At 38.0% G+C, this 24,455-nt stretch carries 23 protein-coding genes; all 23 read left to right on the top strand.

Going from position 1 to position 24,455, the window contains the following annotated elements; translation table 11 throughout:
• The 23 genes from greA (at position 1) to MTT30_RS05910 (ending at position 24,425) form a co-directional block, all read left to right on the top strand.
• On the top strand, positions 1 to 486 hold the full coding sequence (greA, locus tag MTT30_RS06020; protein WP_429801330.1) for a transcription elongation factor GreA: 486 nt from the start codon (positions 1 to 3) through the stop codon (positions 484 to 486).
• 111 nt (positions 487 to 597) lie between these two features.
• Positions 598 to 1,389: a UDP-2,3-diacylglucosamine diphosphatase gene (locus MTT30_RS06015; RefSeq protein WP_429801329.1), complete on the top strand. Its 792-nt coding sequence runs from the start codon at positions 598 to 600 to the stop codon at positions 1,387 to 1,389.
• Positions 1,389 to 2,342: a chemotaxis protein gene (locus MTT30_RS06010; protein ID WP_087577569.1), complete on the top strand. Its 954-nt coding sequence runs from the start codon at positions 1,389 to 1,391 to the stop codon at positions 2,340 to 2,342. Before MTT30_RS06015 ends, MTT30_RS06010 begins: the two co-directional genes overlap by 1 nt.
• An 8-nt stretch (positions 2,343 to 2,350) precedes the next feature.
• Positions 2,351 to 4,693, top strand: coding sequence for a hybrid sensor histidine kinase/response regulator (locus tag MTT30_RS06005; RefSeq protein WP_429801328.1), 2,343 nt, complete (start codon positions 2,351 to 2,353; stop codon positions 4,691 to 4,693).
• A 9-nt stretch (positions 4,694 to 4,702) separates the two neighbouring features.
• Entirely contained in the window at positions 4,703 to 5,200 is a 498-nt protein-coding gene (locus tag MTT30_RS06000) for a chemotaxis protein CheW (RefSeq protein WP_072594427.1), read from the top strand.
• An 8-nt stretch (positions 5,201 to 5,208) separates the two neighbouring features.
• Positions 5,209 to 5,835: a phosphoserine phosphatase SerB gene (gene serB, locus MTT30_RS05995; protein WP_085658146.1), complete on the top strand. Its 627-nt coding sequence runs from the start codon at positions 5,209 to 5,211 to the stop codon at positions 5,833 to 5,835.
• Between the two features lie 6 nt (positions 5,836 to 5,841).
• Entirely contained in the window at positions 5,842 to 6,834 is a 993-nt protein-coding gene (locus MTT30_RS05990; RefSeq protein ID WP_429801327.1) for a transaldolase, read from the top strand.
• 116 nt (positions 6,835 to 6,950) lie between these two features.
• Complete coding sequence (locus tag MTT30_RS05985; RefSeq protein ID WP_021091684.1) at positions 6,951 to 7,487, top strand: 50S ribosomal protein L25/general stress protein Ctc; 537 nt, start codon at positions 6,951 to 6,953, stop codon at positions 7,485 to 7,487.
• An 11-nt stretch (positions 7,488 to 7,498) separates the two neighbouring features.
• The gene (gene pth / locus MTT30_RS05980; RefSeq protein WP_429801326.1) at positions 7,499 to 8,047 is read left to right on the top strand and encodes an aminoacyl-tRNA hydrolase; all 549 of its coding nucleotides are present in this window, start codon (positions 7,499 to 7,501) and stop codon (positions 8,045 to 8,047) included.
• Positions 8,044 to 9,108 carry an LptF/LptG family permease gene (locus MTT30_RS05975; protein ID WP_429801325.1) on the top strand — a complete coding sequence of 355 codons (1,065 nt, stop codon included), beginning with the start codon at positions 8,044 to 8,046 and terminating at the stop codon, positions 9,106 to 9,108. Before pth ends, MTT30_RS05975 begins: the two co-directional genes overlap by 4 nt.
• 55 nt (positions 9,109 to 9,163) lie before the next feature.
• A complete protein-coding gene (lysA, locus tag MTT30_RS05970) occupies positions 9,164 to 10,387 on the top strand; it encodes a diaminopimelate decarboxylase (protein WP_429801324.1) in 1,224 nt (407 codons plus the stop codon).
• Positions 10,371 to 11,450, top strand: a complete 1,080-nt coding sequence (pheA, locus tag MTT30_RS05965) for a prephenate dehydratase (RefSeq protein WP_429801323.1) — start codon at positions 10,371 to 10,373, stop codon at positions 11,448 to 11,450. Before lysA ends, pheA begins: the two co-directional genes overlap by 17 nt.
• Complete coding sequence (gene hisC / locus MTT30_RS05960) at positions 11,450 to 12,547, top strand: histidinol-phosphate transaminase (RefSeq protein WP_429801322.1); 1,098 nt, start codon at positions 11,450 to 11,452, stop codon at positions 12,545 to 12,547. The genes pheA and hisC overlap by 1 nt, the downstream gene beginning before the upstream one ends.
• Before the next feature lie 4 nt (positions 12,548 to 12,551).
• Positions 12,552 to 14,249 (top strand): flagellar basal-body MS-ring/collar protein FliF, encoded by a 1,698-nt coding sequence (gene fliF, locus MTT30_RS05955; protein WP_429801321.1) that lies wholly within the window; start codon positions 12,552 to 12,554, stop codon positions 14,247 to 14,249.
• Complete coding sequence (gene fliG / locus MTT30_RS05950) at positions 14,249 to 15,280, top strand: flagellar motor switch protein FliG (protein ID WP_021091747.1); 1,032 nt, start codon at positions 14,249 to 14,251, stop codon at positions 15,278 to 15,280. The genes fliF and fliG overlap by 1 nt, the downstream gene beginning before the upstream one ends.
• Complete coding sequence (fliH, locus tag MTT30_RS05945) at positions 15,277 to 16,140, top strand: flagellar assembly protein FliH (RefSeq protein ID WP_429801320.1); 864 nt, start codon at positions 15,277 to 15,279, stop codon at positions 16,138 to 16,140. The genes fliG and fliH overlap by 4 nt, the downstream gene beginning before the upstream one ends.
• The gene (dxs, locus tag MTT30_RS05940) at positions 16,133 to 17,959 is read left to right on the top strand and encodes a 1-deoxy-D-xylulose-5-phosphate synthase (protein WP_429801319.1); all 1,827 of its coding nucleotides are present in this window, start codon (positions 16,133 to 16,135) and stop codon (positions 17,957 to 17,959) included. The genes fliH and dxs overlap by 8 nt, the downstream gene beginning before the upstream one ends.
• Positions 17,960 to 18,031: 72 nt before the next feature.
• The gene (locus MTT30_RS05935) at positions 18,032 to 18,442 is read left to right on the top strand and encodes a Fur family transcriptional regulator (protein WP_054197019.1); all 411 of its coding nucleotides are present in this window, start codon (positions 18,032 to 18,034) and stop codon (positions 18,440 to 18,442) included.
• A 139-nt stretch (positions 18,443 to 18,581) separates the two neighbouring features.
• On the top strand, positions 18,582 to 19,988 hold the full coding sequence (locus MTT30_RS05930) for a CHAD domain-containing protein (protein ID WP_262367583.1): 1,407 nt from the start codon (positions 18,582 to 18,584) through the stop codon (positions 19,986 to 19,988).
• 13 nt (positions 19,989 to 20,001) lie between these two features.
• Complete coding sequence (gene ubiE, locus MTT30_RS05925) at positions 20,002 to 20,724, top strand: bifunctional demethylmenaquinone methyltransferase/2-methoxy-6-polyprenyl-1,4-benzoquinol methylase UbiE (RefSeq protein ID WP_429801318.1); 723 nt, start codon at positions 20,002 to 20,004, stop codon at positions 20,722 to 20,724.
• On the top strand, positions 20,717 to 21,883 hold the full coding sequence (gene xseA / locus MTT30_RS05920; protein WP_429801317.1) for an exodeoxyribonuclease VII large subunit: 1,167 nt from the start codon (positions 20,717 to 20,719) through the stop codon (positions 21,881 to 21,883). The genes ubiE and xseA overlap by 8 nt, the downstream gene beginning before the upstream one ends.
• Positions 21,884 to 21,885: 2 nt before the next feature.
• Entirely contained in the window at positions 21,886 to 22,965 is a 1,080-nt protein-coding gene (gene serC / locus MTT30_RS05915) for a phosphoserine transaminase (protein WP_429801316.1), read from the top strand.
• Positions 22,965 to 24,425: a methyltransferase regulatory domain-containing protein gene (locus MTT30_RS05910; RefSeq protein ID WP_429801315.1), complete on the top strand. Its 1,461-nt coding sequence runs from the start codon at positions 22,965 to 22,967 to the stop codon at positions 24,423 to 24,425. Before serC ends, MTT30_RS05910 begins: the two co-directional genes overlap by 1 nt.
• The last annotated feature ends 30 nt before the right edge of the window (positions 24,426 to 24,455 follow it).

Below are 24,455 nucleotides of genomic sequence, written 5' to 3'. Positions count from 1 at the left end.
ATGAGTGAACCAATGACAATATACGGATATGAAAAAATAGAAGCTGAACTAAAGGATTTAAGGCTTGTGCAGCGTCCTCAAATAGTAACTGAGATAGATATTGCAAGAAGTCACGGCGACCTAAAAGAAAACGCCGAGTACCATGCTGCCAAAGAAAAGCAAGCTTTTATAGATGCTAGGATAGCAGAGCTAGGCTCACTTCTTGCAAATGCCGAAGTGATCGATCCAAGTAGCTACGAGCATGATAGAGTTAGGTTTGGCTCAAGTGTTACGATAATGGACGAGGAAACTGAAATAGAGCATACATATACGATAGTTGGTATTAGTGAAAGCGACATTGACAAAGGCTATATCTCGATAAATTCGCCACTTGCAAAGCAACTTTTGGGCAAGGCTGAGGGCGATGAAGTGGTGCTAAATTTACCAAAGGGTAGAGGTGATGTTGAGATCGTAAAGATTTGCTACAAGCCTATAAAATTTAATTAAAAATCTTAAAAGTGATATCGCTAGAGCCAAAAGTCATGCTTGATAATAGTCAGTGCGTAGGCTTTTGGCTCATGAATGGATTAAATTTATATCTTTTAGTTAAGGCCAAATTTGAGTGAATATTTATACACACCCATTATTAAAGATGGTGCGATTTTTATAGGCGACGCACACGAAAATGTAAAGAGAGATGGTTTTTTAAAATTTTTGCACGCCATTGATAGCGGAAAAATCCCAGAGCCGCCACAAATTTTTTTACTAGGCGATATGTTTGATTTTTTAAGTGGTGAGAGCGAATACACTATAAATTTCTACGCCGAGCATTTGAGACTTATAAATAAAATTTCAGAAAAAATAGAAATCTTTTATTTTGAGGGCAATCACGACTTTAGGCTTTCAAATTTATTTAATAAAACAAGAGATTTTTGGGATGGACACGAGGTGCAAAGCTATAAAAATGTCAAAATCTATGACATTTCCGCACAGCCAGCAAATTTTAAGACGATCAATGAAGAGCACGTCCAGATCGCACATGGTGATATATTTTTACCTTTTATAGATAAATACGCACTTAGATTTTTACGTGTAAAATGGTTTTTAAAATTTATGAATGCTTTGGATAAATTTTTACATTTTAAAATATCAAAATCAATACTAGCTAGGCTTACTAAGAAAAATTTAGACTACAAAATCCCTAATTTTGAAGAGCTGATGAGTAGGCATTTACGCGGCTACAACGCTAATATAATAATAGAAGGGCATTATCATCAAGGTAGGCAATTTAATATTTATGATAAGTTTTATATAAATTTACCTTGTTTTGCATGCGAGCAAAGTTATTTTGTTGTAGAATACGCCCAGCAAAAATTAAATTTGCTCAAAATGAGTTTGAAAGGACATTGATGTTTGGAGATAACGTACTAAAAACGGACTCAAACGAGATGGAACTTGTTGATTTTCGTATCTTTAAAAAGACCGAAAACAAAGTATATGAAGGAATATACGGAGTCAATGTCGCAAAGGTGCGGGAGATCATTAAGATGCCAAATCTTACAGAGCTTCCTGGCGTTCCCGAGTATATCGAGGGAATTTTTGATTTAAGGGGTGTGGTGATCCCTGTCATAAATTTGGCAAGATGGATGAATATTATTGAGCCAACTGAAGGCGTAGTTATAAAGCCACGTGTTATTATTGCTGAGTTTAGTGGTATTTTGATCGGTTTTATCGTCCATGAGGCAAAAAGGATCAGGCGTATAAGCTGGAAAGATATCGAGCCTGCAAATTTTGCTTCAGGCTCTGGCGCTTTAGATAAAGGCAAAATAACAGGCGTAACTAGAATAGAAAATGATGAAGTTTTGCTTATTCTTGATCTTGAAAGCATAGTAGAAGAGCTTGGAATTTACTCACCAAAGATCGAATTTGATGTAACAGACGATCAAAAATTAAAAGGTGTTTCTTTGGTTTTAGATGATAGCTCAACTGCTAGAAAACTAGTAAAAGACGCACTTGAGAAGATGGGACTTAGCGTGGTTGAGGCTAAAAACGGCGTTGAGGGCTTGGAGAGAATGGAAGAGCTTTATCAAAGATATGGAGATAACTTATCAAGAGAGCTTAGAGTTATCTTAAGTGATATCGAAATGCCACAGATGGATGGATACCGCTTTGCTTCAACTCTTAAAAATGATGAAAGATTTAAAGAAGTACCAATAGTATTTAACTCCTCATTGAGTAATGATTTTAGTGAAATCAAGAGCAAAGAAGCTGGTGGTGCGGCGTATCTTACAAAATTTGATGCAAGCATATTTTATCAAGAAGTGCTAAAAGTTATTGAAGCACATTCTAAATCTGCAAAATGAGGTGAAACATGGATGATATGAAAGAAATAATGGAAGACTTTTTAATAGAGGCTTTCGAACTTATTGAGCAGATAGATCATGACCTTGTTGAGCTTGAGTCAAACCCTGAAGATTTGGAATTATTAAATAGAATTTTCCGCGTTGCTCACACAGTAAAAGGTAGTTCAAGCTTTTTAAATTTTGACGTTTTAACAGAGCTTACTCACCATATGGAGGATGTTTTAAATAAAGCTAGAAAAGGCGAGTTAAAGATCACTCCAGACATTATGGACGTAGTTCTTGAGTCAGTTGACATGATGAAAGGCTTGTTAAGCAGCATTAGAGATCATGGAAATGATACAGCTGCTGGCATTGATATTAAAAACATTTGCGCAAGACTTACTCAAATTTCTGAAGGCGAAGCTCCAGCAGCAGCTCCTGAAGCTCCTGCCACACCGGTAGCTGAGCCAACACCAGAGCCAGAGCCAGCCGCGCCTGCCGAAGAAGCACCAGAGATAAGTGATGCCGAGCTTTCAAAATTAAGTGATTCAGAAGTTGAAGCTGAGATAGAAAGACTCTTAAAAGTTAGAAAGGCTGAGGATCAAGCAAGGCGTGCTTCAAAAGGTATAGCTCCAAAATCTCCTAGTGAGATAGCCCCAGCTGCAAGTAGCACTTCAGCTCCAGCTGCAAAAGCAGAGAGTAAGGAAAAAGACGGAGATAAAAAGGTTCCAGCGGCAAGTAGTGGTGCAGTGGCTCAGGAACAAACTATACGTGTTGAAGTAAAAAGACTTGACCACTTGATGAACCTAATTGGTGAGCTTGTTCTTGGTAAAAACCGCTTATTAAAAATTTATGATGACGTGGAAGAGAGATATGAGGGTGAGAAATTCCTTGAAGAGTTAAATCAAGTAGTCTCAAGCCTAAGTCTAGTTACGACTGATATACAGCTTGCTGTTATGAAAACAAGAATGCTTCCAATAGCAAAAGTCTTTAATAAATTCCCACGTATGATACGCGATCTTAGCCGCGATCTTGGTAAGCAAATCGATCTTGAAATTTCAGGTGAAGAGACTGAGCTTGATAAGTCAATCGTAGAAGAGATCGGCGATCCACTAGTTCACATCATCAGAAATTCATGCGATCACGGTATCGAGGATCCTGAGACAAGAAAGGCAGCAGGCAAGCCAGAAAAAGGCCTTGTTCAGCTAAAAGCTTACAATGAAGGTAATCACATCGTTGTTGAGATAGTTGATGATGGTAAGGGTTTAGATGCTGACATGCTTAAATCTAAATCGATAGAAAAAGGCATCATCACTGAGCGCGAAGCTGATGCGATGAGCGAAAAAGAGGCATTTGGACTTATCTTTAGACCAGGATTTTCAACTGCGGCAAAAGTTACAAACGTATCTGGTCGTGGTGTTGGTATGGACGTTGTTAAGACTAATATCGAAAAACTAAACGGCATCATTGATATTGAAAGTGAAGTTGGAAAAGGCACGGTTATGAAGCTTAAAATTCCACTCACGCTTGCGATTATTCAGTCATTGCTTGTTGGAACGCAAGAAGAATTTTACGCTATTCCACTTGCTAGTGTTCTTGAAACTGTTCGTGTGCCGATTGATGATATCTACACGATCGATGGCAAAAATGTACTAAGGCTAAGAGATGAAGTTTTATCTCTTGTTAGACTTTCTGACGTATTTGGTGTAGAAAAAGCTTTTGATGGTGGAGATCAAACTTATGTCGTAATAATCGGTGTTGCTGAAGCAAAACTAGGTATTATCGTCGATACTTTGGTTGGACAAGAAGAGATTGTTATTAAATCAATGGGTGATTATTTACAAAATATCCCAGGTATTGCTGGTGCTACTATTAGAGGTGATGGCCGTGTGACATTGATTATCGATGTTGGTGCTATGATGGAGATGGCAAAAGATATCAAGGTAGATATTAGAGCCGAAATAGAAGATAGCACAAAAGCAAAGGAAAAACCAAGCGATTATAAAGTCTTGATAGTTGATGACTCAAAAATGGATAGAACTATCATGCAAAAAGCGCTTGAACCAACTGGGGTAACGATAATAGAAGCCACAAACGGTGTTGAGGCACTAAATATCGTAAAATCTGGAGAACACTCCTTTGATGCGATTTTGATAGATATTGAGATGCCAAGAATGGATGGATATACACTGGCTGGCGAAATTAGAAAATACTCTAAGTACAGAAATTTACCACTTATTGCTGTTACATCAAGGACTTCAAAAACAGATAGATTACGTGGCGTAGAAGTTGGAATGACTGAGTATATTACAAAACCATATTCAGCCGAGTACTTAGAAAATGTCGTTAGAAAGAATATAAAATTAGCTTAGGGGTAAGGGATGAACAATAAACTAAATCAAGTTTTAAGCAAGCAAAAACAGCAAATGAATGGTCCTGAGTTAAAAAATAATGAGGATATAGTTCAGCTAGTAGGATTTGTTGTCGGTGAGGAAGAGTACGCAATACCTATTTTAAATATCCAAGAGATAATCAAACCTATTGAATATACACGTGTTCCTAGTGTGCCTGATTACGTTCTTGGCGTGTTTAACCTACGTGGAAATGTTATTCCGCTTATTGATTTGCGTAAGCGTTTTTCACTAAATGTCACAAAACAAAGCCCAAGCACAAGATATATCGTTATGAAAGATGCGGATAATATCGCTGGCTTTGTGATAGACCGCTTGACGGAGGCTATCAGAATAGACCGCAATAGGATCGATCCGCCACCAGAGACTTTAGTAAAAGACAAAGGCATGATTTATGGTATTGGTAAGCGCGATCAAAATATCCTTACGATCTTAAAGGTCGAAAGCCTTTTGAAACGTGATTTTTAGGGTATAGCTTGATAAAACTTTGTGTTTTTGATTTTGACTCTACAATAATGGACGGCGAGACGATAGATATTCTCGCCGCCGCTAATAATGCTAGTGAAGAAGTAGCTAATATAACTAAGCGTTCGATGAACGGTGAGCTTGATTTTTTTGAAAGTCTTACAAAAAGAGTAAAATTTTTAAAAGGATTGCCACTTTTAAAAGTAAATGAAATTTGCAAAAATTTACCCATAATGCCAGGAGCTGGCGAGCTAATAGAAGCTTTAAAGCAAAAGGGTATCAAAGTCGTGGTTTTTAGCGGTGGATTTCACAATGCAACCGATGTAATGCAAAAAAAACTTAATTTTGATGCAAATTTTGCAAATATCTTGCATCATAAAGATGGAATTTTAAGTGGTGAAGTTGGCGGAGAGATGATGTTTGGTAGTTCAAAGGGAGATATGATTGACCGCTTGTGTGGACTATTAAATTTAGGCAAGGACGAGATAATGTGTGTTGGGGACGGGGCCAATGACATATCGATGTTTAGAAAGTGCGACCTTAGCATTGCATTTTGTGCAAAAGATATCTTAAAAAAAGAAGCGACACATTGTGTTGATGTTAAAGATTTGCGTGAAATTTTAAAATTTATAAGGTAGAAATTAATGTATGACAACGAAGCTAAATTCTCTCTTTGGTGTGATTTTATAGAGAGAAATTTTTTACAAAGCGAATTTAACTCTTTATTGGAAAATAATATTATAAACGGTGCTACAAGCAACCCAGCTATTTTTAAAACAGCATTTGCTTCACCTGCTTATAAAAAGATCATAGAAACTAGCAATAAACGCCACCCAAAAGATCTTTATGAAATTTTGGCTACTCAAGATATAAAAATCGCCGCATGTAAAATGTTAAAAAATTATGCAAATGGCGATGATGGCTTTGTAAGCATTGAGGTTGATCCAAATTTAAGTGACGATACGGCCGCAACGATAGAGGAAGGTATCAGGCTTTATAATCTAATATCAATGCCAAATGTTATGATAAAAATTCCAGCTACAAAAGATGGCTATGAGGCGATGAGCGCGCTTATGGCAAGGGGAATTAGTGTAAATGCTACGCTTATATTCTCGCCAGATCAGGCTAAAAACTGCCTTGAAGCTTTTAAAGAAGGTAGTAAGGCTTATACAAGTCGCTTTATAGATACTACTATGCCAAAAGGTGTGATAAGCGTTTTTGTAAGTAGATTTGATAGAAAGCTTGATGAAGTTATGGCTGTAAAGAGCTTGCCAACGGGACAAATTGGCATAATGAATGCTGCAAATATATACCACCTGATTGAAGATTTTGGACTAGAAAATGTAAGAACGCTTTTTGCAAGCACAGGCGTAAAAGGCGGTAGTTTAAGAGGGGATTATTACGTTAGAGAGCTAATGTATAAAAATTCTATAAATACAGCACCAATAGAGACGATAAAAGAATTTATAAAAGAAAAAGCAGAGGTAAAAAATGTACCTAGTAAAGAAAATATCTCAAGCTTTTTCCAGATTATAAAAAATAATGAGATAGATATAAATGTCGTTTATAAAGATTTATTAAGCGATGGTTTAAAACAGTTTGTATCAGCATTTGATGATATTATGAAATCACTTTAAACAAAGAAGCCTAAGCTAATACAAAACAGCAAAAGTGATCATTCTTAAATAAGCTTTATGTGAAATTTATAAAGCATTGGATAAAATCAGCACCTATTTTTTATGAAAGGAAAACGATGTTAGAAGGAATCGTTAGAGAGAGTATCGGTAAGAAGTCTGCGAAGGCTTTGAGAAGAGATGGTTATCTAATCGCCAACATTTATGGCAAGGGATTAGAGAATGTTGCAGCTGCTTTTAAAGTAAATGACTTTATTAAAGAAGCACGCAAAAAAGAGAGCCTTGCTTTTGATGTAAAAGTAGGCGGAAAAGTTTATAATGTCGTTATTGTTGATTACCAAAGAGATGTTGTTACAAGTGATCTTAAACACGTAGATCTAAAAGTAGCACTTCCAGGCGTTTTATCAAAATATATGATCCCAGTTAAGCCAGTTGGAACACCTATTGGTCTTAAAAATAAGGGCGTTTTGATCCAGTCAAAAAGACGTCTTTGCGTAAAATGCACGGCTGAAAATTTACCAAATTCATTTGACGTTGATGTAAGCAAACTTGACATTGACGATACTATTTTGGTTCGTGACATCACAGCTCCTAAAGGCGTTACTATTGTAGACGCTGACCGTGTTGCGGTACTTGGAGTTATTAAAGCTAAATAAAAAGGGCTTTTGTGACACTAATAGCGGGGCTAGGAAATCCTGGCTCCAAATATGAAAACACTAGACATAATATAGGCTTTATGCTTATAGATCTCCTAAAAGACTCAAATTACAAAGATGTTAGCTCAGCCAAATTCCAAGGCGAAGTTTTTAAATTTAATGACATTATCTTGCTAAAACCTACAACTTTTATGAACCTCTCAGGACAAAGTGTAAAAGTGGTCAAAGATTTTTATAAACCAGATAGAATAATCGTAATACACGATGACCTTGATCTTAGTTTTGGTGCAGTTAAATTTAAAAAAGGCGGCAGTAGCGGCGGCCATAACGGCATAAAATCGATCGATGGACTAATAGGCAATGACTACGAAAGGGTGCGTGTTGGCATTGGGCACCTTGGTGATGCTAAAAATTTTGTTCTTGGAGAGTTTAGTGATGAGGAGAAAAAGGCTTTAGATGAAATTTTAGCCTACACAAAAAATGCAGTTTGCGAGCTACTAAAGAGTGACATCAATGAAATTTCGCAAAAATTTACGATAAAAAAAGGTCTTATCAAATGAAACTATACGCCAGATACGTTGACTGGGTCTATATAAAATCTTTTCTTATCGTATTTTTGGCGCTTGAACTATTTTATGTTGGTATTGACCTACTTACAAATTTAAAAGATCTGCCACCATCTGCTAACCTTCAGCTCCTTTATGTTGGGCTTACATCGCTTAGCGCTATTGGCTATGTTTTACCACTTTCGCTCATTTTTGCACTAATAATTTTACATGTAAATATGGTCAGGTCAAATGAGCTAATCAGCTTTTATGCGCTTGGCATTAGTAAAAATAGCTTAATTTTTCCACCATTTTTTATTGCACTTTTTGTAACTATTTTTTATGTCGGCTTAAATTTTACTCCATTTGCCTATGCACACGACTATCAAAAAAGTATTGCTAAAAATACGGCTTTCTCAAAAAGCACGACTGATTCATTTTTAAAATTTGAAGGCAAATTTATCTACATAAAAGAGCTAAATTCTGTGAATCAAATAGCAAATGATGTTAGAATTTTTGAGATAAATGGCACAAATTTACTCTCAACTACATTTGCAAATCATGCTAATTTTAAAGACAATGAGTGGATTTTAAAAGATGTTAATCAAACTCTTTTGCCACAAATTTTAGAGCTTGGTGAGGCTGGTTTTAATAAAATACAAAGTGAGAACTTAGATGCATTAAAAGGCTTTAAGCCAAAGAGTATTGAAAGCGCTGCTAGTGTTGAAAACTCAAAATTTAATATCCCAGATGCGATAAATTTTATAAAGACATTTAAGAATGAAGGTATCGGCCTTGATAGCGCAAAAACAGCTTTTTACAACCTTGCTATTGCACCATTTTTTGCACCATTTTTGTTGCTCATTTTTTACTATCATTTGCCTGTAACTGGTAGATTTTTTAATCTTGCACTTTCGACTTTTATTTTTGTTGTGATAACTCTTATCGTTTGGGGACTGCTCTTTATTCTTGCAAAATTTGCACAAACTTCTGTGATATTGCCAGAAATCGGCATAGTTTTGCCAGTCATTTTACTTTTTGCATACGCCATTTATCTCATAAAATCGCATCGTTAAGCCAAATTTTGGCAAGCTTTTTGTAAAATCAAGCCATTTTAATAAAGGCTATTTTATGGATTTTAAAGAGCTTGCAAATAGATACAAAACCCCACTTTACATTTATGATTTTAACCACATAAAAAACCGCTATGAAGCGCTAAAGAATGCATTTTTTGCTAGAAAATCTCTCATTTGCTATGCGGTGAAAGCAAACTCAAATTTAAGTGTTTTGAAATTTCTAGCCGGCCTTGGGGCTGGATTTGATTGTGTTAGCATTGGTGAAGTAAAAAGAGCACTTTTAGCAGGTGCAAAGAGATATCAGATCATTTTTAGTGGCGTTGGCAAGAGCGATGATGAGCTAAAAGAGGCTTTGAAAAATGAAATTTTACTCATAAATGTCGAGAGTTTTGCTGAACTTTTAAGGCTTGAAAAGATCGCAAAAGAGCTAAACTTAAAGGCAAGAATTAGTGTCAGGGTAAATCCAGGCGTTGATGCAAAAACTCACCCTTACATTTCAACAGGGCTAAATGAAAATAAATTTGGCGTTGATGCTGAAACAGCCAAAAGAATGTACATCCACACTAAAGCTTCAGACTCTCTTGAACCAACTGGTATACATTTTCATATCGGCTCGCAGCTAACATCACTTAGCCCGATAATCGATGCTGCAAATATTGTTAGCGAGCTTTTAAGAGAGCTAAGAGCGCTTGAAATTGATATCAAATTTTTTGACGTTGGCGGCGGACTTGGCATCATCTATAACGACGAAAAAGAGATAAATTTATACGACTACGCACAAGGAATTTTAGGCGCACTAAAAGGTCAAGATGTGACCATCGTATGCGAGCCAGGACGCTTTATCGTAGGTAATGCTGGCTATTTTGTCGCAAGCGTTTTATATGAAAAATTTAACGGCAAAAAGAGATTTGTCATCACTGATGGTGCGATGAATGATCTTATTAGGCCAAGTCTTTATGGTGCTCATCATGAAATTTTTGTTTGTGGCAAGGATAAAAATTTAGGCACTTGTGACGTGGTCGGTCCAGTTTGTGAAAGTGGCGATTTTTTAGCAAAAGATATAGAGCTACCAGAGTGCGATAGTGGCGATATCATCGTGGTTAAAGGGGCTGGGGCTTATGGATTTAGCATGAGTTCAAACTACAACACAAGAAACAGAGCCGCTGAAGTTTGCGTGCTTGATGGCAAAGATAGACTCATAAGAAGACGAGAGAGCTTTGAGGATGTCGTGGCACTTGAGAGAGAATTTTTGGAGAGCGCTGATGCAAGAGCTAAATGAGCTTAGAAAAGAGATCGATGCGATCGATGATCTCATCTTAAATAAACTAAATGAAAGGATGATTTTAGTTGAGCAAATCGGCAAGCTAAAACAAACTAGCGGAACACCTATATATCGTCCTGAACGCGAGCGAGCTATCATAAACCGCTTAACTAGTCTTAGCAAAGACAAAGCTTTAAATAAAGCTGCTATTGAAGCCATTTATCTTGAAATTTTTGCTGTTAGTAGAAATTTAGAGATGCCTCAAAAGATCGTCTATCTAGGGCCTGAGGGCACTTATACACATCAAGCAGCACAGAGTAGATTTGGTGCGATGAGTTCATATTTGCCACTTGCGACCATCGAGGCGGTTTTTACAAAGCTAGCTCAAAAAGAGGCAAAATACGGTGTCGTGCCTATTGAAAATAATACCGAAGGCGCTGTTGGCGCTACGCTTGATTGTTTGAGTAAATTCAGTGATATAAAAATAGTTGCTGAGCTTTATGTGGATATCCATCACAGCTTTGTTAGCATAAATGAAAATTTAAAAGAGATAAAGCGAATTTATTCACATCCTCAAGGGTATAATCAATGCCGTAAATTTTTAGAAGATCATATGCTAAATGAGGTTGAATTTATCCCAGCAAAATCAACCGCAGCAGCTGCATATATGGCATCAATGGATAGAAACTCAGCCGCCATTTGCTCAAAGATCGCAGCAAAAATTTATAACGTGCCGATCGTTTATGAGACGATTGAAGACAATATGGCAAATAGAACGAGATTTTTGATTTTAAGCGATTTTAAAAACGCAAGAGTTGAGAACTCGAAAACTTCGATCCTTGCAAAGACTGATCATAGTCCAGGACGCCTTGCTGATCTGCTTTCTATCTTTAAAAATGAAAATATCAATATCACAAAACTTGAGTCACGTCCTATCAAACAGCGCGAATTTAAGTCAATGTTTTATCTTGATTTTGAAGGGCATATCGACGATGAGAAGGTGCAAAATGCCTTTGAATTAGCAAAAGAGAGCGGTGCTGAGATAAGCTGGTTAGGGAGTTATTTAAACGGAGAAGAGTAATGAAGTTTAATGATTTTTTAGATGATTTAGTTAATTACGAGGCTGGAAAGCCGATTGAGCTTGTGGTTAGAGAGTTTGGCATCGAGGCAAAAGATGTGATAAAGCTAGCTAGCAACGAAAACCCTTTTGGCACTAGCAAACGCGTAGAGGAGGCGCTAAAAGAGGTTGCTAAAAAAGCGCATCTCTATCCAGACGATAGCTACTTTGAGCTAAAAGAAGGACTGGCTAAGAAATTTGGCGTAACTAGTAAAAATTTAATCATCGGCTCTGGAAGTGACCAGATCATAGAGTATGCACTCCACGCAAAGGCAAATAAGCAAAGTGGCGTTTTGATGGCTGGCGTGACATTTGCGATGTATGAAATTTATGCAAAACAAACCGGAGCCAAAATTTACCGCACAAAGAGTGTGGAGCATGATCTGGGTGAGTTTTTAGAAATTTATAACGCGCACAAAGATGAAATTTCTGTCATTTTTCTTTGCCTGCCAAACAACCCTTTGGGCGAGTGCATCGATGCCGATGAGGTCTATAAATTTATAAAAAACATTGGTGAAAACACGCTTGTTGTGCTTGATTGTGCCTACAATGAATTTGCAAAATTTAAAGATAGCAAAAAAGAGATAAGGCCAAGCGAGGTGGTGAAATTTAAAAATGCCATCTATCTTGGAACATTTTCTAAAGCTTATGCGCTTGGCGGTATGCGCGTGGGATATGGTGTGGCAAATGAAGAGATCATAGGTGCTCTTTCAAAACTAAGAGCTCCGTTTAACATCACAACTCTAAGCTTAAGAGCAGCGATAGTAGCACTTGGAGATGATGAGTTTGTGCAGCAAACCATGCAAAATAACTTTGAGCAAATGAAGAGATATGAAGAATTTGCAAAGCAAAATGGCATTGAGTTTATCCCAAGCTATACGAATTTCATAACTTTTAAATTTAACGAGCCAAAATCAAGCCAGATATGCGAAAAGATGCTAAAAAAGGGTATAATTTTGCGAGATCTAAAAAGCTACGCCTTAAATGCGGTGAGAATCACCATCGGTCAGGCATGGCAAAACGATAGGGTTTTTGAAGAGTTAAAGCAAATTTTAAAGTAGGGATATGGATTTTAAGGCATTACTTCATCAAATAAGTCAAATTTATCAAAAGCTTTCATTAAAGCAAAAAATCGTTGCAGCTAGCTCGATCGTCTTGGTCGTGGCATTTTTAGTATTTTTAACACTTTATAAAAGCAAAAATGAAAATTTTGCAGGCTACAGCGTCCTTTTTGAAAACATTAGCCCAAATGATTCAGCCTTAATACTTGATCAGCTAAATAAAGATGGAATTAAATATAAATTAGCAAACGAAGGCACTATCCTTGTGCCAACGAGTGATGTCTATAAAGAGCGTATCGCTGTTGCAACGCTTGGAATACCAAAAGAGAGCAAAATCGGCTTTGAAATTTTTGATAAGCAAGAATTTGGAGCGACTGATGCCGAGCAGAGAGTAAAATTTCAAAGAGCGCTTGAGGGCGAATTAGCTAGAACGATCGAGAGTCTCTCTTCTATCCAAAAAGCAACTGTAAGAATAGCCATACCAAAAGAGAGCGTTTTTACTGAGCGTCAAGCACTTCCAACAGCGTCTATTGTTGTTGAGCTAAAGCCAGGCGTTAGCCTAAATGCGAAGCAAATTTTTGGTATTAAAAACCTAGTCTCTGCCTCTGTTACAAATTTAAGCACCGAAAATGTCAAGATAGTAAATCAAGACGGCGTCGCACTTGGCGATGAAGATGGTGAGTTTGATAGTGACGCTATAGCCCAGCAGATACGCTATAAACGTGAGTTTGAAAATAATTACGAGCAAAAGATCGTAAATGTGTTAGCTCCTATCGTGGGTGGAGCTGACAAAGTAGTAGCAAAGGTAAATATCGACTTTGACTTTGACAAAAAAGATACAAAAAGTGAAGTTTATGACCCAAATAACGTCGTTAGAAGTGAAAGTAATATCGAGGAAAAACGCCAAGGCTCAGCTCCAAATGAAGTGGGCGGCGTACCAGGTGCGGTTAGCAACATTGGCCCTGTTCAAGGTCTCGATGATAGCACTTTAAAAGAGCAGTACAACAAAAGCTCACAGCAGACAAACTATGAAATTTCAAAGAAAGTAACAAGCATCAAAGGACAGTTTGCTAGCATAAACAGAGTGAGTGCGGCTGTCGTTATAGACGGACTTTATCAGAGTAAAAAAGATAGCGATGGCAAGCCAACTGGCGAGGTGGAATTTACTCCACTTTCTAAAGAGCAAAGAGAATCAATCACAAATTTAATCAAACAATCAATCGGCTATAACCAAAATAGAGGCGATGAAGTAAGCTTAGATAACTTTGAGTTTAAAACCGGCAAAGATATAAGCGCTAGTGAGAAAATGGATGGCTTTGTGAATAACTATGTAGTACCATTTATGCCGCTACTAAAATATATTTTTGCAGCATTGTTGCTTTATATTTTCTATAAAAAAGTCATTGTGCCATTTATGCAAAAGATGCTTGAAGAGACAAAAGAAGAAGAGGAGCAAGTTCAAGATGGTCTTGAGGATATTGAGGTAGATGCTGAAGATACGCTTGAGAAATTTAAAGCTGCTCGCAAAAAGGTCGAAGAGCAACTAGGACTTAGTGGCGAGTTTAATGAAGATGAACTAAAATACGATGTTTTACTTGAGAAAATGAGAGCGGTCATCACAGAAAGAAATGAAGAGATAGCAATGCTACTTCAAGATATGGTAAAAAATGACAGCGACTTTAATATGCGTAAGGAAATTTGATGTCAATAAAGCTAAATGACAAGCAAAAAATGATTTATGATGATCTATCGATGCCTGAAAAGATTGCTATTTTGCTGATTCAGCTTGGCGAAGAGGCAACTGCTCTTATATTTTCTCACATGGATGTTGATGTCATCACTGAAATTTCAGGCTATATCGCAACTGCGAAAAACATAGACAAACAAGTCGCAAGTGCCGTGCTAGAAGAATTTTACGCGCTAATGCAGTCAAATCAATATATGAGAAGTGGCGGTTTAGAGTACGCAAAAGAAATTTTATACCGCACATTTGGTCCAGAGGCAGCTCAGAAAATTTTAGACAAGCTTGCAAAAAGCATGGAAAACTCAAAAAGCTTTGGCTATCTTGATAAGATAAAACCACAACAGCTTGCAGACTTTATCATAAAAGAGCACCCTCAAACCATCGCGCTAATACTAGCTCATATGGACTCAACGAGCGCTGCTGAAACGCTTAGCTTTTTCTCAGATGAGCTAAGAAGTGAAGTCGTTATTAGAATGGCAAATCTTGGTGATATTAGCCCATCGGTAATTAAGCGTGTTTCAACCGTGCTTGAGGGTAAGCTTGAAAGTCTTACATCATATAAAGTCGAAGTTGGCGGTCCAAGAGCTGTGGCAGAAGTGCTTAATAGGCTTGGACAAAAAGCTAGCAAAAGTACGATCGAACGCATTGAACAAAGTGATGATAAGCTCGCAACAACGATTAAAGAGCTTATGTTTACATTTGAAGATATTATCAACCTTAATGCAACTGCGATTAGAGAAATTCTTAAAAATGTCGATAAAAAAGACCTTATGGTCGCGTTTAAGGGCTCAAGCGATGGCATCAAGGATAAATTTTTATCAAATATGTCTCAGCGTGCAGCAGAAGCCTTTAAAGAGGAGATGCAATATCTTGGTGCGGTGCGTGTAAAAGATGTTGAAGAGGCTCAAAGACGCATAGTAGAGACGGTGCAAACTCTAGCTGATCAAGGTGTGTTCCAAGTTGGCGAAGCAGATGAGATGATAGAATGAAAAGCAGTGTAATAACTAGTGAGACTTCTCCAGCTCACTTTATAGAAAATTACAGATTTAAGGTGCTTGGAGTTGGAGAGCGAGCCGCAGATAGTGCTCCTGTATTGATAGAAGAAAATAATCTTAGTGAAGAGCTAAGCGAGCAAAATTTTGGGCAAAAGGGTGAAAATTTTGTTCCTCAAGCTAGCCACCAAACACAAGCAAGCCCACAAAACCACTTTGCTTCTCAGGCTCAAAGTCCACAAATACAGCAAGCAGGCGAGTCAAGCTTTATTGAAGAATTGCTTAAAAAAACAGACGAGCTAAGTAGCAACATCATCAAACTTCAAATGCAAATAGAAAATCAAGAGAACGAATTTGCTAAACGCCTTGAGACTGAAATTTCTCGTGCTAAAGAAGATGGTAAAAATGAGGGTATCGCCCAGGCAAATGCAGCAAATGAAGCAAGGATAAATGAGTTAGAGGCTAGATTTAGCGCTTCAGCTGCAAAGCTAGATGAGCAGTATGTTAAATTTGATGAGTTTTTAAAGAAGATCGAAGAAGAGCTTGGGCAAACTGCTATAAAAATCGCAAAAGAAGTAATCGATAAAGAAATTTCAACCTCTTCAAATCAGATCGCTCATCATCTAGCAAGCTCGCTTATAAAAGAGCTAAGTAATGTCAAAAATATAGAAATTTGCGTAAATCCCGAAGATAGCGAATATATAAAAGAGCAATTTAGCAAGAATGAGCACGTCAAAATAAGCGCTGATGATGCTATAAGCAAAGGCGGTGTGGTTATTATAAGTGATGGCGGCAATATCGATGCGACTATGCAAACAAGGTTAGAAAAACTAAAAATGCTGGTAAATAATGAATAAAGACGTTAAAAGTTTAGATGTTGATGAACTAAACGCACTTTGTCATGACATCAGGGATAAAATTTTAGCTACCGTTAGCAAAAATGGTGGTCATCTTAGCTCAAATATAGGTGCGGTTGAGATTATCGTTGCGATGCACAAAATTTTTGACGTCAGAAAAGATCCATTTATCTTTGACGTAAGCCATCAAAGCTATGCGCATAAGCTACTAACTGGACGCTGGGAGAGCTTTGATACGCTTAGAAAATTTAACGGTATCAGCGGCTATACAAAGCCAAGTGAGAGTAAATTTGACTACTTTGTAGCAGGGCATAGCTCGACGTCCATATCTTTAGCAGTTGGTGCTGCAAAGGCGATAAAACTTAAAAACGAAGATCGTATCCCAGTAGCTGTCATAGGCGATGGCTCACTAAGTGGCGGCATGGCGTACGAGGCGCTAAATGAGCTGGGCGATAGAAAATATCCTTGCGTCATCATCCTAAACGACAACGAGATGAGCATAAGCAAACCAATAGGCGCACTTAGCAAGTATCTAAGCCAGATGATGGCAGGGCAGTTTTATCAAAAATTTAAGGGCAGGGTTGAGAAATTTCTAAGTTATATGCCAGATTCGGCTGCATATATGGCTAGACGTATCGAAGAGGGCATTAGACTTATAACCCCTGGTATGTTTTTTGAAGAGCTTGGGCTTGAGTACATTGGGCCAGTTGATGGGCATGATTTGGCAGCACTTCTTAGTACTTTTGAGACGGCAAAAAGTATGAAAAAACCTGTCATAGTGCATGTACAGACGCTAAAGGGTAAAGGATATGAATTTGCTGAGGGGTGTTATGAAAATTGGCACGGAGTTGGACCATTTGATCTAAAAAGTGGCGAATTTATCAAAAGACAGTCAAATAAGTCAGCCACGGCGATCTTTAGCGAGCAGCTATTAAAAATGGCAAGAGAGCACAGCGATATCGTTGGTGTTACGGCTGCGATGCCAACAGGCACTGGCATGGACGCTTTGATACAAGAATTTCCAGATCGCTTTTGGGACGTGGCGATAGCTGAGCAGCACGCAGTTACCTCGATGTCAGCCATGGCAAAAGAAGGGTTTAAACCATTTGTCGCGATATACTCGACCTTTATGCAAAGGGCCTACGATCAGGTCATTCACGACGCTTCTATACTAAATTTAAACATCACATTTGCGATGGATAGGGCGGGCATCGTGGGCGAGGATGGCGAAACGCATCAGGGCGCTTTTGACATTAGCTTTTTAAACGCTGTGCCAAACATGGTTCTTTTTGCTCCAAGGTGCGAAGAGAGCATGAAAAATGTTATGGAATTTGCCTACTCTTACAAGGGTGTTAGCGCGTTTAGATATCCTCGTGGGGCGTTTATCTTAAGAGGTGAGTTTAAAGCTAAGCCACTTGAGTTTGGCAAGGGTGAAATTTTGGCTGACGTGGGGTCAGATATCGCTTTTTTAGGCTATGGCAACGGCGTTGGCAAGGCAAATTTGGTTAGAAATTTACTAGTTGGCAAGCTCGAAGCTGTCCTAGTTGATCTAGTCTTTGTAAAACCACTTGATAGTGAGCTTTTACTGGGTCTTGCAAAACGCACTAAAAAGTGGTATATCTTTAGCGATAGTGCCAAAAAAGGCGGCGTTGGCGAGATCGTAAGTGCGTTTTTACAAGAAAATGGCATATCAAATGTAAGCGTTGTTAGTTTTGAATATGATGATAAATTTATCCAGCATGGCTCGACAGCTGAGGTCGAAAAGAGCCTTGGCATAAGCGCTGAGCAAATTACCCAAAAATTACTAGAGAATAATTAATATCATTTAATAAAGAAACGTTTAATATTTTTTTTGCTAGCATAAAGCAAAACTAAAACAAGGAACTTCATTATGCAATATGTATCATTGCTAAAACAATCTGGGCTAAAAGTCACGCCACAACGACTTAGCGTTTTAAGAATTCTTGATCGCCACACGCATCCAACTATTGATGAGCTTTATGATGAGATTTTAAAAGAGAGTCCATCGGTTTCTCTAGCAACGGTTTATAAAAATTTAAATACTTTAAAAGACGAAGGTCTCGTAGTTGAAGTAAATATCGTCAATCAAAAGGCTAGATACGACATCTACGAATATCCACATATCCATGTTGTCTGTGAAAGCTGTGGAAGCGTCGAGGACGTGAGCTACGATGATGCTGAGCTTGGCAAATACCAAGAGGCACTAGAAAAGAAGATTGGAAATATAATAGAACGTCTAAATATCGTAGCTAGCGTAAAAAGCTGTAAACACTGTAAATAAAATTTATGTTGCTATTTAGCAACATAAATTCCATCTTTTTTCTTATAAAAATACTTTTAAAATAAGCCTAAATTTAGCATCTTTCTCATTGTTTTAAGCACTAACTTGCTAAAATGAACAAAAAATTTTGGAGAAAAATGTGAGTTTGGAGATAGAGCGTAAATTTTTACTCAAAAATTCTCAAATTCTAGATTTTTTAAAAGAAGCTGGAGTAGTCTTTAAGCATCTTGAAATTTCTCAGTTTTATACCAAGATAACGCAAAATGAAGAGATCCGCTTTCGAAGTGAAGAGGATAAATTTATAAAAACTGTAAAGATCGGTAAAGATCTAATCAGAGAAGAAAATGAAGAATTTTGCGAAAAAGTGGAGTTTAAAAAGGCTCTTAAAAACCGCATCGGTAGCGTCATCTTAAAAGATAGATATATTTTTAAACTAAATAACAATCCTTGCAATATCGATATTTTTAAAAATAAACTAAACGGACTTTGTACATTTGAGATCGAATTTAGCGATGAAAATGAAGCCGTCTTTTTCAAGCTGCCACCGTTTTTAGAAAATTTTTGCCTAAGTGACGTAACTTGTGATAAAAGATATAAAAACAAATTTCTTGCCATCCATGCTAATGAAAATGAACAAATTGACTACAAAAGAGCCTATAAGATCATAAAAGAAAAAGAAATTCTGCCAAATTTTGCTGCAAATCTAAAAAGCGGAGAGGCGCTAAGAGTCCTTTTTGTTAGTATTTTTAAAGTAATAAAAAGGCTAAAAAGCCAGTATTTGATAGACAAAGATGAAGAAGTTTTGCATGAACTTCGCGTAAATTTAAGAAAGGTTAGATCGTTACTTAAAATTTTTAGTGGCGTTTTTGATGAGAAAGTGACACTTTTTTTTGGCGAGAATTTTAAAATGCTTGCAAACTCGACAAACAAAAAGCGAGATTTGGATGTATTTTTAAGCTTTTTAAACGAGCAAAAACATGCAAATGAGTCTATCTATTTTGTGCAAAAGGCTCTAGATTTAGAGTATGAAAATGTAAAAAGCTACCTTGGCGATGAAGAAAACTACGCATTTTTAAAAGAGTGGGAGATATTTTTAAATGAGGGTGAATTTTATAAGTCAAAACTCTTTGATGTAAGCCTTTCGCGCCTTGGTTCGTTTAAGCTTAGAACGCTTTTGGTTTTAGCTCAAAAAAGGCTAAAAAGCCTTAATCAAGACTGCCCAAATGAGAGCTTTCATGATCTTAGGATAGAGCTTAAAAAGATGAGATATACATACGAGTTTTTATGTGAAATTTTCTATTTTGAAGGGCTTAAAAAGTATGAAGAGAAGCTAAAACAGATGCAAGAAATTTTTGGTAATCTTCAAGACTATGACGTCTGGCTCGGCATCCTTAAAAGGCTTCCAGAAATGCCAGACAAAGAGAGGCTCGAGAGTAAAATTTACAAGCAAATTTATAAAAGTAGAGAAGAGATACTAAAAAAGCGTCTTAAATTTATAAAAGCAACTCGTAAAATTTCAAGAAATTTAAAAATTTACTACATATAAAAAGGGCAAATTTATGCAAAAACAAGAAAAAATCGTTGATATGTTTAACCAGATCGCTCCGACTTATGACGTCGCAAACAGAGTGCTAAGCCTTGGTGTGGATGTGAGTTGGAGGAAATTTGCCTGCAGATATATGCTAGAAATTTTTAAAAATAAAAGCATAAATATCGTGGATGTGGCATGCGGCACTGGCGATATGATGGGGCTTTGGAGTGAAATGGCAAAAGAATTTGGCGTGGATATAAAAAGCCTAACTGGCATCGACCCATCAAGCGGCATGCTAAAAGAGGCGAGAGCGAAATTTCCAAATTTTAAATTTATAGAGGCCTACGCTGATAATACGACGCTTGCAAGCGGTGGGGCTCAAATTTTAAGCATAAGCTACGGCATAAGAAACGTGGTCGAGCGAAAGGCTGCGCTTAGGGAATTTAATAGAGTGCTTGCTCAAGATGGCTACGTCGTCGTGCTCGAATTTACAAAGCGCCAGAAAAAGGGCTTTATAACCTCATTAAGAGATTTTTACCTAAGTAAAATTTTGCCAAGTATCGGCGGCTTTATCTCAAAAAACAAAGAGGCGTACGAGTATCTGCCAAGCTCGATAGAAAATTTCCTAGATGCAAAGAGCTTTTGCGATGAGCTTGTGGAGGCTGGCTTTGAGATAGAGCTTTGCAAGGGCTTTAGCATGGATATCTCGACGCTATTTATCGCTAAAAAGGTCAAAGAGATCAATGCTTAGCGTATCTGAGCTAAACGAAAAAGCAAAGGCACTGCTTGAAGCTACGCTTGACTACGTCGAGGTAAGTGGCGAAATTTCGCGCCTTACTAAGCATGCCTCTGGGCACTGGTACTTCACGCTAAAGGATGAAAAGTCAAGCATCTCAGCCGTGATGTACCGCATGAATAACCAAAAGGTGAATTTTTTGCCAAAAGAGGGTTTGAAGGTCAAAATTTATGGCAAAGTGACCATTTATTCGCCAAGTGGGTCGTATCAGTTAGTGGCTAGTGCGATGCTGCCTGATGGCGAGGGCGAGCTTGAGCTTGCGTTTAGGCAGCTTAAAGAAAAGCTCGAAAACGAGGGCCTTTTTGACATCGGCGCAAAAAAAGAGATACCAAATTTGCCTAAAAAAATAGCCCTTGTCACAAGCGCTACCTCGGCGGCACTTCAGGATATGCTAAAGGTCGTGACGAGCCGTTGGAAATTAAGCGAAATTTATATCTTTGATGCCTTAACTCAAGGTGAAAATGCCCCAAGCTCGCTTATAAAAGCCTTACGCAGGGCCGATAAATACGGCGTTGATGTGATCGTTTTAGCTCGCGGAGGTGGTAGTAAAGAGGATCTTTGGTGCTTTAATGACGAGGGCTTGGCGCGTGAAATTTATGCCACCAAAACGCCAGTCATAAGCGCTATCGGGCACGAGATCGACTATGTTATAAGTGACTTTGTGGCTGATCGTAGGTCGCTCACACCAAGTGCAGCTATGCTAGATCTTTTGCCTGATGAAGAGGCGTTTTTTCAGTATCTTGATAGGCTCAGCGACGATCTTGATAGTGCTTTAAGCTTAAAGATCACCAAAAAGCAAAATTTGCTAAATGTCCTTCTTTCTAAATTTTCATCAAACGCTCTAAAGGCTAGGATTGAGCTAAAATTTAGCGAGATGACAAACAAGCAAAACGCCCTAGCAAACGCCGTGCAAAGAAAAATTTTAGTCCTTGGCTCGGCCCTTAGCTCGCTAGAGAAGGCTTATGAGATGAGAGAGCTCTTTTTTGAGAGCACAAAGGGGCTTATCGAGGTTAGAAAAGATGGCAAGAGGGTTGATCTTAGGGATTTAAAAATAGACGATGAGGTAGAGCTTATCTCGCAAAATACACATAAAAAAGCAATTATCAAGGAGTAAAAATGAGTAGAAAAATCAACTTTAGCGCAGGTCCAAGCGCGATACCACTAAGCGTTTTAGAGCATGCAAAGGCCGAATTTACCGACTACAGAGGCGAGGGCTACTCGATCATGGAGATCAGCCACAGAAGCAAGACCTTTGAGGAGATCCACTTTGGCGCGATGGATAAGATAAGAAAGCTTTACGGCATCGGTGATGAGTATGAAATTTTATTCTTGCAAGGCGGCGCACATTTGCAATTTAGCATGATACCGATGAATTTATATCAAGGTGGCAAGGCGCAGTACGCAAACACTGGCGTTTGGACAAACAAAGCGATCAAAGAGGCAAAAGTACTTGGCGTAAATGTGTATGTCGTCGCAAGTAGCGAGGATGAAAATTTCTCTTACATTCCTGATGTGAAATTTAGTGATGACGCTGACTACGCCTACATCTGCTCAAATAATACGATTTATGGCACGCAGTATAAGGCTATGCCAAAGACAAAATCTCCCCTAGTTGTCGATGCTTCGAGCGATTTTTTCGCTAGGCCGCTTGATTTTAGCAGTATCGGCTTGCTTTACGGCGGCGCTCAGAAAAATGCAGGTCCAAGCGGTGTGACTATCGTTATTATAAGAAAAGACCTAGTTGATCGTGTGAGTAGCCAAAATGTCCCTATGTTTTTGCGCTACAAAACGCACGTAGAGGCAAACTCACTTTACAACACACCGCCAACTTTTGGAATTTATCTTTTAAATTTAACCATGCAGTACCTACTAGATCTTGGCGGACTTGCCGAGGTTGAGAAGATAAATGCCAAAAAAGCAAGCACGCTTTATGACATCATAGACGGCTCAAATGGCTTTTACGTGGGCCATGCCAAAAAATCAAGCAGATCAGATATGAACGTGAGCTTTACGATACCAAAAGATCACGCACTTGAGCCAGTTTTCGTCGAAGAAGCACTAAAAGAGGGCATGCTAGGGCTAAAAGGTCACAGACATCTTGGCGGCATAAGAGCATCTATCTATAACGCCGTTAGTCAAAGCGACGTTGAAAAACTTGGCGAGTTTATGAGAGAATTTGCAAGAAAACATAGCTGATGAATAAAACAAAGAAAGCTTACGATGAAATTCCTTATTTCTCGGCTGCATTTAGCGACTGCTCGCCAGTTAGGATAGAAGCGGTTGCTAAATTTCTGGGGCTTAAAGCAGCTAGCTTAAAAGAGGCTAGAGTGCTTGAGCTTGGCTCGTCATATGGCGGTAATATCTTGCCATTTGCCATTTCGCATAAAAACGCAAAAGTCGTTGGTATCGATATCTCAAGTCATCAAGTGGCTGAAGGTAACAATGTGGCAAAGCAGATAGGTTTAGAAAATTTTACTTTGCTTGAGCGAAATTTTTTGCACATGAACGAAAGCGATATAAAAGAGCTTGGGAAATTTGACTATATTATCGCTCATGGCGTTTATAGCTGGGTGAGCCCAAATGTAAGAGATGCGCTGCTTGCCACGATTAAGGCACTACTTAGCGAGGATGGCATCGCTTATGTTTCGTATAATACCTATCCTGGCTGGAAAAGCCTTGATATTTTAAGAGATTTTATGCTTTTTGTTAGCTCAGGCAATGACAGCAAAGAAGCACTTGCTTATGTGAAAGATGAGTTAAATTTCTTGCAGGATTATTTGAAATTTAGCCTGCAAAGCCAAAGCGATGTCGTATACAAAGATAGTATGAAGCTTCTTTTAACACAGCTAAATTTCTTACAAGGCATCATCGCAAAGGGCAATGATTATTATATATTGCATGACTTTTTAGAGGCGAGCAACGAGCCAATCTACTTTCATAAATTTGCTAAGCATATTGACAAGCACGGACTTTGCTACGTAATAGATGCTTCACTAAATGACATCTTTGCAAGCTCAACTGGAATTTATCGCTTCGACGCACATATCGAGCAAAATTACAACTCTCGCATCAAAAAAGAGCAACTAAACGACTTTTTGTTTAATAGATCATTTAGAAAAAGTCTCATCGCTCACAAAGAGAGGCTTGGCGGTGCTGAGGACTTTGACGCGGTGCTTGGAGAGAGCGAGCTTGATAAGATTTATTTTGCATATTTTAGCGAGCAGCCAAGGACAAAAACGCAAGAAATTTTAAGTAAAAGCTATCCACAAAGCTTAAATTTAAGTGAAGTAAAGGCTGCACTTGGCGAGAATGCAAACGAAGCTTTTGTAGGGCTACTTGAAATTTTAAACGATCAAAACACTAGAATTTCTTCTTCAAAACTCAAAGCACTTACCTATGAGCATGGTAAAACTAGACTAAAGCCTAGAGCTGCGGCGTATCTTAAGTATTTTTTAAATGCTAGCTCACCAGTTATCTCTTTGGCAAATGAGCTAAATGGCAAGTTAAATTTAAGCCATGAAGAGATGAATGCCGCTTTAAAATTTGATGGCAAAGCTAGTTTAAAAGATATCGCAAAGAGCGTAAATTTAAGTAAAGACGAACTAGATAAGCTTGCTTTTAAATTAAGCGAAGCCTATTTTTTTGAAGAAATTTAAGACTAGCTAGTCTAGCCTTAAATTTTTGAT

Origin of the sequence: Campylobacter concisus (assembly GCF_050447445.1) — a bacterium.
GTDB lineage: Bacteria > Campylobacterota > Campylobacteria > Campylobacterales > Campylobacteraceae > Campylobacter_A > Campylobacter_A concisus_BI.
This window is presented reverse-complemented; position numbering and strand designations above follow the sequence as displayed.

Coding starts and splice junctions, on each gene's coding strand:
- greA (WP_429801330.1), top strand. CDS start 1: ATGAGTGAACCAATGACAATATACGGATATGAAAAAATAGAAGCTGAA.
- MTT30_RS06010 (WP_087577569.1), top strand. CDS start 1,389: ATGTTTGGAGATAACGTACTAAAAACGGACTCAAACGAGATGGAACTT.
- MTT30_RS06005 (WP_429801328.1), top strand. CDS start 2,351: ATGGATGATATGAAAGAAATAATGGAAGACTTTTTAATAGAGGCTTTC.
- MTT30_RS06000 (WP_072594427.1), top strand. CDS start 4,703: ATGAACAATAAACTAAATCAAGTTTTAAGCAAGCAAAAACAGCAAATG.
- MTT30_RS05990 (WP_429801327.1), top strand. CDS start 5,842: ATGTATGACAACGAAGCTAAATTCTCTCTTTGGTGTGATTTTATAGAG.
- MTT30_RS05985 (WP_021091684.1), top strand. CDS start 6,951: ATGTTAGAAGGAATCGTTAGAGAGAGTATCGGTAAGAAGTCTGCGAAG.
- MTT30_RS05975 (WP_429801325.1), top strand. CDS start 8,044: ATGAAACTATACGCCAGATACGTTGACTGGGTCTATATAAAATCTTTT.
- lysA (WP_429801324.1), top strand. CDS start 9,164: ATGGATTTTAAAGAGCTTGCAAATAGATACAAAACCCCACTTTACATT.
- pheA (WP_429801323.1), top strand. CDS start 10,371: ATGCAAGAGCTAAATGAGCTTAGAAAAGAGATCGATGCGATCGATGAT.
- hisC (WP_429801322.1), top strand. CDS start 11,450: ATGAAGTTTAATGATTTTTTAGATGATTTAGTTAATTACGAGGCTGGA.
- fliF (WP_429801321.1), top strand. CDS start 12,552: ATGGATTTTAAGGCATTACTTCATCAAATAAGTCAAATTTATCAAAAG.
- fliG (WP_021091747.1), top strand. CDS start 14,249: ATGTCAATAAAGCTAAATGACAAGCAAAAAATGATTTATGATGATCTA.
- fliH (WP_429801320.1), top strand. CDS start 15,277: ATGAAAAGCAGTGTAATAACTAGTGAGACTTCTCCAGCTCACTTTATA.
- dxs (WP_429801319.1), top strand. CDS start 16,133: ATGAATAAAGACGTTAAAAGTTTAGATGTTGATGAACTAAACGCACTT.
- MTT30_RS05935 (WP_054197019.1), top strand. CDS start 18,032: ATGCAATATGTATCATTGCTAAAACAATCTGGGCTAAAAGTCACGCCA.
- ubiE (WP_429801318.1), top strand. CDS start 20,002: ATGCAAAAACAAGAAAAAATCGTTGATATGTTTAACCAGATCGCTCCG.
- xseA (WP_429801317.1), top strand. CDS start 20,717: ATGCTTAGCGTATCTGAGCTAAACGAAAAAGCAAAGGCACTGCTTGAA.
- serC (WP_429801316.1), top strand. CDS start 21,886: ATGAGTAGAAAAATCAACTTTAGCGCAGGTCCAAGCGCGATACCACTA.
- MTT30_RS05910 (WP_429801315.1), top strand. CDS start 22,965: ATGAATAAAACAAAGAAAGCTTACGATGAAATTCCTTATTTCTCGGCT.